General features: G+C 61.9%; 17 protein-coding genes and 1 pseudogene. All 18 read right to left on the bottom strand.

Annotated elements, in window-relative coordinates; translation table 11 throughout:
- Window positions 1–113 precede the first annotated feature (113 nt).
- A pseudogene (locus tag HKL97_RS11720) lies at window positions 114–269 on the bottom strand (IS5/IS1182 family transposase); the annotation flags it as partial.
- A gap of 76 nt (window positions 270–345) precedes the next feature.
- Window positions 346–1,491: a Fe-S cluster assembly protein SufD gene (gene sufD, locus HKL97_RS11715; RefSeq protein WP_291425530.1), complete on the bottom strand. Its 1,146-nt coding sequence runs from the start codon at window positions 1,489–1,491 to the stop codon at window positions 346–348.
- The gene (gene sufC, locus HKL97_RS11710; protein WP_291425537.1) at window positions 1,488–2,237 is read right to left on the bottom strand and encodes a Fe-S cluster assembly ATPase SufC; all 750 of its coding nucleotides are present in this window, start codon (window positions 2,235–2,237) and stop codon (window positions 1,488–1,490) included. The genes sufD and sufC overlap by 4 nt, the downstream gene beginning before the upstream one ends.
- A 34-nt stretch (window positions 2,238–2,271) precedes the next feature.
- Complete coding sequence (sufB, locus tag HKL97_RS11705; protein ID WP_291425528.1) at window positions 2,272–3,726, bottom strand: Fe-S cluster assembly protein SufB; 1,455 nt, start codon at window positions 3,724–3,726, stop codon at window positions 2,272–2,274.
- Window positions 3,727–3,798: 72 nt separating this feature from the next.
- Window positions 3,799–4,314 carry a group II truncated hemoglobin gene (locus HKL97_RS11700; RefSeq protein ID WP_291425526.1) on the bottom strand — a complete coding sequence of 172 codons (516 nt, stop codon included), beginning with the start codon at window positions 4,312–4,314 and terminating at the stop codon, window positions 3,799–3,801.
- 16 nt (window positions 4,315–4,330) lie between these two features.
- Complete coding sequence (modC, locus tag HKL97_RS11695; RefSeq protein WP_291425524.1) at window positions 4,331–5,395, bottom strand: molybdenum ABC transporter ATP-binding protein; 1,065 nt, start codon at window positions 5,393–5,395, stop codon at window positions 4,331–4,333.
- A complete protein-coding gene (gene modB, locus HKL97_RS11690) occupies window positions 5,392–6,051 on the bottom strand; it encodes a molybdate ABC transporter permease subunit (protein ID WP_291425522.1) in 660 nt (219 codons plus the stop codon). Before modB ends, modC begins: the two co-directional genes overlap by 4 nt.
- A gap of 2 nt (window positions 6,052–6,053) precedes the next feature.
- A complete protein-coding gene (modA, locus tag HKL97_RS11685; RefSeq protein ID WP_291425520.1) occupies window positions 6,054–6,833 on the bottom strand; it encodes a molybdate ABC transporter substrate-binding protein in 780 nt (259 codons plus the stop codon).
- A 152-nt stretch (window positions 6,834–6,985) separates the two neighbouring features.
- Window positions 6,986–7,294, bottom strand: a complete 309-nt coding sequence (locus HKL97_RS11680; RefSeq protein ID WP_291425518.1) for a 2Fe-2S iron-sulfur cluster-binding protein — start codon at window positions 7,292–7,294, stop codon at window positions 6,986–6,988.
- Between the two features lie 29 nt (window positions 7,295–7,323).
- The gene (locus tag HKL97_RS11675; protein ID WP_291425516.1) at window positions 7,324–7,734 is read right to left on the bottom strand and encodes a DegT/DnrJ/EryC1/StrS family aminotransferase; all 411 of its coding nucleotides are present in this window, start codon (window positions 7,732–7,734) and stop codon (window positions 7,324–7,326) included.
- Entirely contained in the window at window positions 7,731–7,997 is a 267-nt protein-coding gene (locus HKL97_RS11670) for a hypothetical protein (protein WP_291425514.1), read from the bottom strand. Before HKL97_RS11670 ends, HKL97_RS11675 begins: the two co-directional genes overlap by 4 nt.
- A gap of 45 nt (window positions 7,998–8,042) precedes the next feature.
- A complete protein-coding gene (locus tag HKL97_RS11665; protein ID WP_291425512.1) occupies window positions 8,043–8,366 on the bottom strand; it encodes a hypothetical protein in 324 nt (107 codons plus the stop codon).
- A 2-nt stretch (window positions 8,367–8,368) separates the two neighbouring features.
- Window positions 8,369–8,608: a nitrogen fixation protein NifZ gene (locus HKL97_RS11660; RefSeq protein ID WP_291425510.1), complete on the bottom strand. Its 240-nt coding sequence runs from the start codon at window positions 8,606–8,608 to the stop codon at window positions 8,369–8,371.
- On the bottom strand, window positions 8,605–8,925 hold the full coding sequence (locus tag HKL97_RS11655) for a nitrogen fixation protein NifZ (protein WP_291425508.1): 321 nt from the start codon (window positions 8,923–8,925) through the stop codon (window positions 8,605–8,607). Before HKL97_RS11655 ends, HKL97_RS11660 begins: the two co-directional genes overlap by 4 nt.
- Window positions 8,922–9,662 (bottom strand): 4Fe4S-binding leucine-rich repeat protein, encoded by a 741-nt coding sequence (locus HKL97_RS11650; RefSeq protein WP_291425506.1) that lies wholly within the window; start codon window positions 9,660–9,662, stop codon window positions 8,922–8,924. Before HKL97_RS11650 ends, HKL97_RS11655 begins: the two co-directional genes overlap by 4 nt.
- Window positions 9,655–9,837 (bottom strand): hypothetical protein, encoded by a 183-nt coding sequence (locus tag HKL97_RS11645; RefSeq protein ID WP_291425504.1) that lies wholly within the window; start codon window positions 9,835–9,837, stop codon window positions 9,655–9,657. Before HKL97_RS11645 ends, HKL97_RS11650 begins: the two co-directional genes overlap by 8 nt.
- A 224-nt stretch (window positions 9,838–10,061) precedes the next feature.
- A complete protein-coding gene (locus tag HKL97_RS11640; RefSeq protein ID WP_291425502.1) occupies window positions 10,062–10,286 on the bottom strand; it encodes a 4Fe-4S dicluster domain-containing protein in 225 nt (74 codons plus the stop codon).
- A gap of 14 nt (window positions 10,287–10,300) precedes the next feature.
- Complete coding sequence (gene nifB / locus HKL97_RS11635) at window positions 10,301–11,848, bottom strand: nitrogenase cofactor biosynthesis protein NifB (protein WP_408821075.1); 1,548 nt, start codon at window positions 11,846–11,848, stop codon at window positions 10,301–10,303.
- Window positions 11,849–11,906: the final 58 nt, after the last annotated feature.

The following is an 11,906-nucleotide window of genomic DNA, read 5'->3' as shown; positions in this document are numbered from 1 at the left end:
CCGCCACACTCTCACGCGGTCTCCGGCGCTATCATGAAATCAAATACGGCGCGCGAATAGCAGCCGGAATTGTGTGAATCGGATAGGTTAAAAACGGGGGGATTACCCCGGGGCGACGAATAAACACCGCTGCGATAGGCATAAAGGAGCAGTGCCACCATCGTGGCCGGATGATAAGGCGGATAGCCCTTCATCTCGGTGTAGGCCCCCATGATCGCGGAAAGATCAAGCTCCTGGCTGACAAGATCGCAGATCAGGTGGGCCGGATGACGCGCGAAGATGGGGAATTTGTCCCTTAGCGCCTGGGGGTTGAAACCCGCCGCACGGGATTCAGGCGCAAGGTGGTCATGCCAGCGTCTCCGCCCAGAAGGACAGGGCCTGCTGCAACGATTCACGCTGGGGCGCGGGGAGATCGGCCCCGTCCACGATATCGGCGGCGAAGGCCTCGATCAGCATCCGCCGCGCTTGAGGCGGGGCGAGGCCGCGCGATTGTAGGTAGAATAGGGCGGTCTCATCGAGGGCGCCGACCGTGGCGCTGTGGCTACATTTCACGTCATCGGCCAGGATTTCCAGGCGCGGGCGCGTATCCACCCGCGCGCCGGGGCTGAGCAGGATGTTACGGTTGGTCTGGCCGGCATTGGTGCCATCCCCCCCTTCCGGCACGCCGATATGCCCCAAAAACACACCATGCGCCGTGCCGCCCAGCACGCCTTTCACCAGTTGGCGGCTGGTGCAGTTGCGGGCGAGGTGCAGCAATTCGGGCACAAAGCTGGCCTGCTGCTTGCCCCCCAGCAGGTAGGCGCCGCGTAGCGAGGCGGTGGCGCCTTCCCCGGTCAGCGCCGTTGTCACCGCCTCACGCGAGACGCCTGCGCCCAAAGCGAGAATGACGGATTCATGATCCGCGCCCGCGCCCAAAGTCAGTGTCATGGCGGAGAGATGCACGGAATCGGCCGCCTGGGCCTGGAGCTTGGCGTGGCGCAGCCGCGCCCCCGCCCCCAACACGGCGTGGGTAACATTGTTGCTCCAGCCCGAGCCATTGGCGCGTTCCACCAGCGTGGCGGAAGCGCCCTCACCCAGTAGCACCAGCGCGCGCATATGTACGGCGCGGCCCTGGTTGTCGTGGCTGACCTCCAGCGGCGCATCGAGATGCAGGCCTGGCGCCACTTCGAGCACATAGCCGTCGCTAAACATGGCCAGATTGAGTGCCGAGAGGGCATCCGCGCCTTCGGGCAGTGCCAGCAACGCTTCCAGGCGCTCCGGCGCTTGCGCCAACAGCGTGGAAAGGCGGGTAAAGGTTACGCCCTCCGGCGCGGCGCTTAAGGTAAGGCGCGCCGTGCCACTGGGGGCGCGGGCAGTGAGGGCGTGCAGATTGGTGAAGCGCCAGGCTTCGTCCTTGGCCGTGGGCAAGCCCCGTGCTGCAAAACGGTCCATGGCAACTGCACGGCGCGCCGTCAGCCAGAGCGGCTCGGCCGCCAATACCGCCGCGCTCATGCCGCGCGTTCCAGATGCGCGTAGCCGGTCTTCTCCAGTTCACGCGCGAAGGATTTATCGCCAGAGGCGACGATGCGCCCATTGGCCAGCACATGCACAAAATCAGGCTCGATATAATCCAGCAGACGCTGATAATGCGTGATCATCACGATCGCCCGGTTTGGGTCTCGTAATTTGTTCACGCCATCGGAGACGGCACGCAGGGCGTCAATGTCCAGCCCGCTATCGGTTTCGTCAAGAATGGCTAGCTTGGGTTCCAGCATCGCCATCTGGAAAATCTCGTTGCGCTTTTTCTCGCCGCCGGAAAACCCGACATTGACGGCGCGTTTGAGCAGATCGTCCTTGATGTCGAGCAGCGACATCTTTTTTTTTACGAGCTTGAGGAATTGCGAGGCATCGAGATCCGGTTCGCCCCGCTCGCGCCGGATGGCGTTCACTGACGCGCGCAGGAAATAGGTGTTGTTCACGCCCGGAATTTCCACCGGATATTGGAAGGCCAGGAAGATGCCTTTGCGGGCGCGCTCATCGGCGGCCATATCGGCGATATCCGCGCCGCCGTAGCTTATGCTGCCCGCCGTGACATCATAGCCCGGCTTGGCGGCGAGCACCGCCGAGAGGGTGGATTTGCCCGCGCCATTGGGGCCCATGATGGCATGAACCTCGCCCGCCCCCACGCTGAGCGAAATTCCCTTGAGAATGTCGCGCCCGCCGGCAATGCGCGCGTGCAGGTTCTCAACTTCGAGCAGCTTGGTCATGGCGTGACTCCTTGTGCAAAACGGTTCATCCGACGCTGCCTTCCAGGCTCACGACCAGCAGTTTCTGTGCCTCCACGGCGAATTCCATCGGCAACTCTTTCAAAACTTCCTTGCAGAAGCCGTTGACGATGATGGAGACGGATTCCTCTGGCGTGAGACCTCGCTGCAGACAGTAGAAAAGCTGTTCGTCTGAAATTGTTGAGGCTGTGGCTTCATGTTCCACGCGCGCGCTGGGGCTTCGTGTGTCGATATAGGGGATGGCATGCGCGCCGCAGGTCTTGCCGATGAGCAGGGAGTCACATTGCGTGTAGTTGCGCGCGCCATCGGCGCCGGGCATGATTTTGACCGCGCCGCGATAGGTGTTCTGTCCGTGCCCGGCGGAAATGCCTTTGGAGATGATGGTGCTCTTTGAGTTGCGGCCGAGATGGATCATCTTGGTGCCGGTGTCGGCCTGCTGATGGTTGGCAGTCACCGCCACGGAGTAGAATTCACCGACGGAATTATCGCCCTCGAGAATGCAGCTGGGATATTTCCAGGTTATGGCCGATCCGGTTTCCACTTGCGTCCAGGAGATTTTGGAGCCATCGCCCCGGCAGATGCCGCGCTTGGTAACAAAATTGTAGATGCCGCCGGCACCGTTGGCATCGCCCGGATACCAGTTCTGCACTGTGGAGTATTTGATTTCGGCGCCCGCCAGAGCGACCAGCTCAACCACGGCGGCATGCAGCTGGTTCTCATCGCGGCGCGGAGCGGTGCAGCCCTCGAGATACGACACATAAGCGCCTTCATCGGCGATAAGCAGCGTGCGCTCGAACTGGCCAGATTTTGCCTGGTTAATGCGGAAATAGGTGGAAAGCTCCATCGGGCACCGCACGCCGGGCGGGATGTAGGCGAAGGAGCCATCCGAAAACACTGCGGAATTCAGGGTGGAGAAGAAGTTATCGCCCCGCGGCACCACGGTGCCGAGATATTTTTGTACCAGTTCGGGATGCTCGCGCACCGCCTCGCCGAAAGAGCAGAAGATGATGCCCTGCGCCGCCAGCGTACTCCTGAAGGTGGTCGCGACGGAGACGGAGTCGAACACCGCATCCACCGCGACGCCGGCCAGGGCCGCGCGCTCACCCAAGGGGATGCCGAGTTTTTCATAAACTTTTAAAATTTCAGGATCGACCTCGTCGAGCGATTTTGGTCCCTCGGCGGTTTTGGGTGCGGAGTAATAGGTCGCGCCCTGGTAGTCGATGGGCGCAATGTTGAGTTTGCCCCAATCGGGCTGCTTCATATTCTGCCAGCGGCGATAGGCTTTCAGCCGCCACTCCAGCAGCCATTTCGGCTCCTGTTTCTTGGCCGAGATGAAGCGCACCGTGTCTTCGCTCAGACCCGGCGGCGCGGTGTCCGATTCTATATCTGTTACGAAACCGTATTTGTATCTATCGCCGCTGCCACTTGCGATTTCGCCGATGGTTTCGAGATGTGCGCTCATTCCCGTTACTCTCTCCATCCGCTCTGGAAGGTGTTACTGCAAGCGCCGTGCCAGTGCCGGGGCGGCGCTTGGTTAGGCTTCGCTGGGCGTGCAGCCGCTCTTTGTCGGGTTCTCGACAGTCGAATTTGCGACGTGCATGCAATCGGCGGGCGCGGGTTCATGCACGCCCGTGCCGGCAAAACTCTGCCCGGCATCATGCGGGTTGCCGGCTTGGTTGCGCATCCAATCCGCCAGATTGGCGAAATTCTCGGTGATCTCGGCGCGCGCCTCGGCGTTGGCCACGGCCGAAGTCAGGGCGGCACTCATGCAGTTCATCCAGTCGTCGCGCTCAGCCGCACCGATGCGGATATGCATATGGCGGCGGCGCAAACGCGGATGGCCCTTGGCGGACGAGTAGCTGGCCGGGCCGCCGGTCCATTCCATCAGGTAAAGCTTCAGCACGTCGCGCGTGGCGGCGAGATATGGCGCATGCAGTGCGCGCGTGGCTGCGAATTCCGGGCGTTGCTCCATGTTATTATAAAATTCGTCCACGAGCCGGACGACGGCTTCCGCCCCGCCCAGGCGCATAAAAAGGGTCTGTTCCGTCATGATCTTCTCCATTCTATTACGCCCCGGCCAAAGCCTCTGCCTTCACTTGCGCAAAAATCTCCTGCCCCAAGGCAAGCCCCATCTGGTCCCAGGATTTGCGAGTGATGCGCGCCAGCAGCCGGGCTTCGCCCACCCCCAGCACCACCAGCACATGCGGCCCGGTTTGAATATCCGCCGCCAGAATGCGCGTGGGAAGCAAATTGAGGACGCTGCTTGACGCGGGTCTCCGCAGCAGGCTGACATCGCTGGCCCGCACCCGCAGACGAATTACCGCCCCCACGGCCCCCAACCACCCTGGCACGGTAAGACAGAGCGGGGGCGCGCCGGCGAGTGTCAGGCCATAGGTTTCGTCATAGGCGCTTACGGTCAGTTCCAGCACCGTGGCCGCACCGTCACGCGCGGCAAAGGGGAGTGAGAGGTCCGTCAGCAAATCGGTTAATGCCCCCGCAGCCATGACGCGCCCGGCGCGCATGAGCAGCAAATGCTGGGCGATGCGTTCAATTTCATCCATCTGGTGCGAGACATAGAGCACCGGCACACCAAACCGCGCCGAAACTTCACGCAGACGGGGCAGAATCTGTTCGGCGCTCTCACGGTCCAGCGCCGCCAGCGGCTCGTCCATCAGCAGCAACCGCGGTTGCGCCAGCAGGGTGCGGCCGATTGCCACGCGTTGGCGCTCGCCGCCCGAGAGCGCCGCCGGATACCGCCCCAGCAGCGGCGCCAGACCGAGAAACTCCACCACATCCGCTTCGGCGATACGCCCGCCCCCCGCACGGCGCAGCCCAAAACGAAGATTATCGCGCACGGAGAGATGCGTAAACAACCGCGCATCTTGAAACACATAGCCCACGGCCCGCTTGTAGGGCGGCAGGAAATACCCGTCTTCCTGCCATACCTCCCCGCCAACGCGCAGGTTCCCGCCTTGCAGGCGGACAAGCCCGGCCATGCAGCGCAGCACTGTGCTCTTGCCGCAGCCCGACGGGCCGAACAGACCAGTTCTTCCGCCGGCCGGAATGTCAAAGCCGGCGTCGAGCCTGAAACCCCCGAATGAACCTTGGAAACTGGCGATGATGCGGCTCATGTCCGCTCCGTGCGGTGCCCAAGCCGCAGCGTGGCCAAAATGACCAGGAAGGAGAATAGTGCCAGAACCGCGGAAATCCGCCCGGCTTGGTTCCAGTCGAGATTCTCCACGTCGTCGAAGATGACGATGGAGAGGACATCGGTTTTGCCGGGAATATCGCCGCCGATCATCGTCACCACGCCGAACTCGCCCAACGTATGGGCGAAAGCCAGCAGCGCGCCGGTGGCGATGCCGCCGCGTGCCAGCGGCAGTGTCACCGAAAAAAAGGCGTCAAGCGGGGTGGCGCGCAAGGTGAGAGCGGCTTCCCAGGCGCCCTGACCCAGCGCGGCAAAGGCGCCGCGGACAGGCTGCACCATGAAGGGCAGGGAATACACGCAGGAACCGATGACCAGCCCTGGAAATGAGAAGGCCAAAGTGGTCAGGCCAAAATGGCTAAGTAACGGGGCGAACGGCCCATTGGGGCCAAGCAGGATAAGCAGATAGAAACCCAACACAGTGGGCGGCAACACCAGCGGCAACGAAACCACGGCGCCAACCACCTCCGCCCACCAGCCTTTGGCATAAGCCAGGCCCCAAGCCAGCGGCACGCCGAGCATGAGCAGAACCAGCGTCGTGAGACTCGCCAGCTCCAGCGTGAGGACGGCTGCCGCTCCCATGGTTATGGCTTGGTGGCGTAGCCGTAGGAACGGATCACGGCCAGCGCCTCGGGGCTCTTGATATAGGCGAGGAAGGCCTTGGCCACCGGATCATTATCACCGGCTTTCAGCAGCACCGCGTCCTGGACGATCGGCTGGTAATCAGCGGCGGGCACCAGCCATTGCGAGCCGCCTTTGGCATTGATGACCTGCGAGAGCGCGACAAAGCCCAGCTCGGCATTGCCGGTGGCAATGAACTCATAGGTCTGGGCTATGCTCTTGCCCGTGACGATTTTCGACATCACGGTATCATAGAGACCGAGTGCCTTAAGCGCCTCGATGCCGGCGGCGCCATAGGGTGCTGCTTTAGGGTCGGCTATGGCGATATGCGCGAATTTGCCGCTGGCGAGCACCTTGCCGGCTGCATCCACATAGCCGGGCTTGGCGCTGTAGAGGACCAGCTTGCCAACTGCATAGGTGAACAGGCTGGATTTACTGGCAAGGCCAATAGCAGCCAGCTTTTCCGGGCGCACGGCATCGGCGGAGAGAAACACCTCATAGGGTGCGCCTTGCGTGATCTCGGTGACGAACTGGCCTGAGGAGCCAAAGCTCAGCACCACATTGTCGCCGGTCTTCTGCGCAAAAGCGGCCGCCAGGCGCTTTGCGGGTACAGTAAAATTGGCGGCGACCGCAATGGAAGTGGAGGCCGCACGGGCGGGAGCGGGAAGAACGGTCAGCAGCGCCAGAGCGGCGGCGGCGAAACCAAGGGCACGGCAGTTGAGCGGAAATCCTGTCGTCTTCATTTCAGTCTCCTTTAAGGCCAAATACTCACCTTATCCTTGATACCGGCCTGGCCAGAGGGCGCTACCCAGGCATATCGCCATATTCGTGATTCACGAAAACCATGGCCAAAATGACAACAACCCTTGTCGGGTTTCTGACAAGGCCGCGTCGTTCACAGTCCCGAGCCGAAGCCCAGCAGCTCAATCTTCACGTCTTCCGTACCCAGAAAGGTGGCCTGACAGGCGAGGCGGGATTTCGAGCCGATGCCGACGATCGTATCCAGGCGCTCGTTTTCCTCGCGGGCGATGCGGGACACGCCCTTGCGGCCCTCCTGCACATAGATATGGCAGGTGCCGCAGGCGGCCTTGCCTTCGCATTTATGGGTGATCGTTTCGTCAGCCGCGAGGATGGCGGCGAGCAAGGTGGTGCCGGCGGCGACTTCAGCGCTCTTGCCGGACGGCATGATGGTAAGCGTGGACATGACAATTTCCTTTCGTTTCAGGTTAGGATTCAATCGATGGCGGTGCCGGCGCCGATATTGATCGAGACGTCTTTGAGCGTCTCTACAATGAACTCGATCTCGCCGGCGGTGAGGTGGGCGTGGAAGGGGAGTGTGATGGCGCGGTTGGCGATTTTTTCCGTCACCAGAAAATCGCTGCGCCGGTAGCCGGCATCTAAATACGGGCGCTGTAGATGCAGCGGCGAGGAATAGGCCAGCACCTCAACGCCGGCGCCATGCAGACCGGCGGCAATGACATCGCGGCTGGAGCGCGAGAAGCGCGTGCCCAGATGCACGAGATAGAACATCCAGTGCATCTCGCTCACCTCTGGCGCGGCGGATATATTCGGCGCGCACAATGCCTGCGCCACGGCGGCGAATTCCAGGGGCGAGATGCCGGGGTCCGAGAGCAGAGTGCTCAAGCGCCCCTCCGCTGCGCCAGCAGCACGCCGCTGGCCTGGGCGGCATCCGCCACCACATGCACGCAATGATTCGAGCAGTCGAGGAAATGCAAATCCGCCTGCGCGTAGCTGCGGAACGGCTCCTCCGTCACGTCGTCGGCATCGCAGGAGAGCCAGCGCAGATACGGAAAGGCTTCGCGCAGCTTCGTCAGGGTCTCCGCCACACCAGCGGCGTTCGCCAGCGCGCGATCAATCGCGGCAAGGTCATCGGCGCTCACGGCCATACGGTTGTCCCTTTCGAGCGAAGTCTCAAACCTGACAATGCAAGTTCACTGCCAAAATTTCCGACTGGCATCCTCGGTCAGCACCGCCAACAATTCGTGCAGCGTGCCGAACACATTCACGAGCAGCCATTCACCCGCTTTGTGGTTCTTGCGCGACAGGCACCATAGGCGCTCGGCTGCATCATATTGGATCAGAGCGATGTCGATGACGTCTCCCTCGGTATCGACATTGCGTGAGCAGCATGGGCTTTCCACCTTGTAGCCACCCGCTTCCGCCACCACACGCGGCGCCACATAGCGGTAGCGCACGCGCCGCGCCAATGCGCGCTCGATGCGGTGCTGGTCAAATTCGTTGGGATGCGGCGCCATGGCTAAACCGGGGAGATTTCCTCTTCCAGGCAGCCCACCACGCGGTTGCCGGAAAATTCTACCAGATAGATCGGGAGGTTGGCATCCACATGGGTGCCGACATTCACAATCTCGCCACGCTCGCTCACCTCGACCAGCTTTGCTCCTGCCTCGGCACCGGGAAAGCTGCCATCGTTGAAAAGATCTTCTGCGGCCAGCACAGGCTGGCCCCAGCCATATTTGGGTACGCGCGGTTCGATCATGTGCGGTTCCTTCCGGGCAAGGGGATGTCGTCGTCATCGCTAATGGGGCGGACGGGTTCCAGTTCACGCCGCTTCATGCCGACGCGATGCCCCGAGGTCGTGAATTCGACACCGTAAATGTAGAATTGCTGCAGGAATGTCCCGATGCTGACAACGAAACCTTCTTCGCCCTTCTTTACCAATTGCTCCCCGATCTCCTTGCCGGGATACGTGCCGTCATTGCGGATGACGCGGCGCGAGCGGACCTTCTCTCCATAATTGAAGGCAGGCGGGCTGGAGAGTTCAACCTCGTCGCTGTCGCGCACAATGTTGGTCATGACACCGCCGCCAGCATCCGTTGTTGTGCGGTCTCGGCCACTAGCGGGTCGGGATCGCCGGCCAGTTCGGCAGCTGCGGCGCGCGGACCACGTTGCGCCACTTCCAGCCGCACGCGCCAGCTTGCATCGGCGCGCAACTGGACCAGCAGGTCGGCCGGCAAACGCTGCGCCACTTCGCGGCGCACCAGCTCATCGGGGTCGGCAGCCAGCAGCAGGAGATGCTCCACCGGCAGACGCGACGCAGCAACCCGCCTGACCTCGGCTTCGGGGTCTTGGATAAGACTGAGCAACAGCGCCGGCGGCACGCGCCACGCGGCCACCAGGCGCACGTAATAATCAGGATCCCAGAGCATGGGCGCCAGATCCGCGCCCTCCAGCCGTGTCGCCACGCGGATGCGCACTTCGCGGTGCGGGTCGTTGCGCAGCTTCAGGCAATGCCTCTCGGGCAGACGCCGCGCCGCGTTCCAGCGCACGGTTTCATCCTCAGCCTCCAGCAGCGGCGGCAAGCGGAAGATGTCGGCATGCTTGGCCGCGATGGCACGCACTTCGAAATGCGGATGGTCCAGATAGAAATTGGCCAGCGCCGGATTCCAGTCGAAAAAGCGGTCGATGCGCCTGGCGTAACGGTCCTGCACGCAGGCGCGCAGCAGGCCGCATCTGGCCTGGCCGTGCTGCGGGCATGTGGTGCAGTCCACGGCATTGCTGCGCCAGTCGAGGGCTTGGTCGATATCAGTCATCCTCGGCCTCCTCCGCCCGTGCCAGGACATCCAGCAGCACCTGTGCGCCGATCTTATCCAAGAGGTCGAGTTCTAGAAGTTTCTCCAAGGCCAGGCAGCCATCGGCCAAATCGCCCACACGCATGCGCAGATAGGCATAGACTTTGAGCGAGAACAGGAAGAAGCGTGGCGCCATCCTGCAGCATGGGGCTCTCGGCATTGAGGAACATCGTAATTCCGGCAAGCTCGAGCCCGGCCTCGCCCTCGGCGGGAGCGGCCCACACCGCGATCTCGGCGTTCAGCCCCGAGCAGCCACCCGGTGTAACTGCCCGGCTGAACCCTGCCCCTGGCCCGCCATCGGCCAGGAGCCTGAAGCGGATGAATTTCTGCGCCTTTGGCGTGATGGTCAGATTCATGATGTTACGCCTTCGGCTGATAACGCGGGTAGGAATTGTCGATGACGCAGGTATCGTCCACCGGGCAGACCGCGACGCATTGCGCGGTCTCGAAATAGCCGATGCATTCCGTGCATTTCTTCGGGTCGATGATGAAGGTGCCGCCCTTCTCCCTGATCGCGGCATTGGGACATTCCGCCTCGCAGGCCGAACAGCCAGTGCATTGTGAGGCGACAATTTTGTAGGCCATATCTTTGTCCCTTCCTATGCGGCGGAGATGAGCGCGCCCTGGCGGATCTGCGCATCGCCACGGTTGACATGCTTGATCCCGCCGCTCGCCACTTTCGCCAGATACTTCTTGAACCAGACGAGCGCGGATTTCTCGATGAACTCATGCGCGTAGCCATCCACCGCCTCGATCCCCGCAGCGGTGAGGTCCGCCTTTGGGCAGCCGCCTATTTTAGCGACAAATACGGCATGGCAATCGTTAATGGCGTGGATCACCGTATCCAGTGTATCCTCTTCGCCATAACCGCCCTGACAATACATATCGACGCGGCGATGCCCGGCAAATTTGGCGCCCGAGGTGGAGAGCTCGTAAATCTGGAACTCCTTGGCATGGCCAAAATGTTCGTTGATGAGCCCGGAACCCTTGGTGGCCACGGCGACGAGCAGGGAAATATCGCTCTCCTCGCCGGCGAGCTTGGACAGCTCCTCATGCTTGGCGGCGGACTTCGCCTGGCGCTCCTCCTCGACAGCCTCCTGATAGACGCGGCGGGCGTCGAGATCGTAAGTCACGTCCATCGCCATGATCTTGTCGGTGGTGAATTCGGCCGAGCGATCCTCGCCCAGCAGCCCTACCGCATCAGCGCGGCACTGGCGGCAATGGCGCATCATGTTCATCTCGCCCTGACAGTCATCTTGCAGAGCCTTCAGCTCCTGCGCGCTCGGGCCGCGCTGGCCGTTCAGGCCGAATACAGTGCCGTGTTCCGGCGCGGAGATGAGCGGCATGATGTTGTGCAGGAAGGCGCCACGCGATTTTACCGCCTTGTTGACCTCGATAAGATGCTTGTCGTTGATGCCCGGGATCATCACCGAGTTGACCTTGCACAGAATGCCGCGCGCGGTGAGCATCTCCAGCCCGCGGAGCTGATGATCTGTGAGGATGCGCGCAGCCTCAACACCCGTGTAGCGCTTGTGATTGTAGAAAATCCATGGATAAATTCTCGCGCCGATTTCGGGATCCACCATGTTGATGGTGATGGTGACGTGGCCGATGTTGTACTGCGCGATGCGGTCCACGTATTCGGGAAGCATCAGGCCGTTGGTGGAGAGGCATAATTTGATATCCGGCGCGCCCTGAGCCACCAGCCCGAAAGTCTCGAAGGTTTTGGCCGGGTTGGCCAGCGGGTCGCCCGGGCCGGCGATGCCCAGCACGGTCATCTGCGGAATCACCGAGGCCACGGCGACGACTTTCTTCGCGGCCTGCGCGGGCGTCAGTTTCTCGCTGACGACGCCAGGGCGGGATTCGTTGGCGCAATCATATTTGCGGTTGCAGTAATTGCACTGGATATTGCAGGCCGGCGCCACAGCAACATGCATGCGCGCGAAATGGTGATGCGCCTCCTCGGAATAGCAAGGGTGGTTCTTCACCTTTTCCCAAATCGCGGCGGGCAGATCGCCTTGCCCGGCGGCGGAGCCGCAACTCGCCTTGCCGGAATTGGCGGTGGTGCCACATCCCTTATGCCCGGCCACCTGTTGTATCACTGCATCAATGTTAGGGCTGGAAGTCTGCGCGATCATCTCAACCATGTCGGCTCCTTGCTGTTGGTTGCCGCCGGGCATTTCTGCTCCGGCGACCGTGGATACA

Source organism: Acidocella sp. (assembly GCF_013044125.1).
Taxonomy (GTDB): domain Bacteria; phylum Pseudomonadota; class Alphaproteobacteria; order Acetobacterales; family Acetobacteraceae; genus Acidocella.
This window is presented reverse-complemented; position numbering and strand designations above follow the sequence as displayed.

Coding starts and splice junctions, on each gene's coding strand:
- sufB (WP_291425528.1), bottom strand. CDS start 3,726: ATGAGCGCACATCTCGAAACCATCGGCGAAATCGCAAGTGGCAGCGGC.
- sufD (WP_291425530.1), bottom strand. CDS start 1,491: ATGAGCGCGGCGGTATTGGCGGCCGAGCCGCTCTGGCTGACGGCGCGC.
- HKL97_RS11655 (WP_291425508.1), bottom strand. CDS start 8,925: ATGACCAACATTGTGCGCGACAGCGACGAGGTTGAACTCTCCAGCCCG.
- modB (WP_291425522.1), bottom strand. CDS start 6,051: ATGGGAGCGGCAGCCGTCCTCACGCTGGAGCTGGCGAGTCTCACGACG.
- HKL97_RS11650 (WP_291425506.1), bottom strand. CDS start 9,662: ATGACTGATATCGACCAAGCCCTCGACTGGCGCAGCAATGCCGTGGAC.
- HKL97_RS11700 (WP_291425526.1), bottom strand. CDS start 4,314: ATGACGGAACAGACCCTTTTTATGCGCCTGGGCGGGGCGGAAGCCGTC.
- HKL97_RS11665 (WP_291425512.1), bottom strand. CDS start 8,366: ATGGCGCCGCATCCCAACGAATTTGACCAGCACCGCATCGAGCGCGCA.
- modC (WP_291425524.1), bottom strand. CDS start 5,395: ATGAGCCGCATCATCGCCAGTTTCCAAGGTTCATTCGGGGGTTTCAGG.
- HKL97_RS11680 (WP_291425518.1), bottom strand. CDS start 7,294: ATGTCCACGCTTACCATCATGCCGTCCGGCAAGAGCGCTGAAGTCGCC.
- modA (WP_291425520.1), bottom strand. CDS start 6,833: ATGAAGACGACAGGATTTCCGCTCAACTGCCGTGCCCTTGGTTTCGCC.
- HKL97_RS11645 (WP_291425504.1), bottom strand. CDS start 9,837: ATGGCGCCACGCTTCTTCCTGTTCTCGCTCAAAGTCTATGCCTATCTG.
- nifB (WP_408821075.1), bottom strand. CDS start 11,848: ATGGTTGAGATGATCGCGCAGACTTCCAGCCCTAACATTGATGCAGTG.
- HKL97_RS11660 (WP_291425510.1), bottom strand. CDS start 8,608: ATGATCGAACCGCGCGTACCCAAATATGGCTGGGGCCAGCCTGTGCTG.
- HKL97_RS11670 (WP_291425514.1), bottom strand. CDS start 7,997: ATGGCCGTGAGCGCCGATGACCTTGCCGCGATTGATCGCGCGCTGGCG.
- HKL97_RS11640 (WP_291425502.1), bottom strand. CDS start 10,286: ATGGCCTACAAAATTGTCGCCTCACAATGCACTGGCTGTTCGGCCTGC.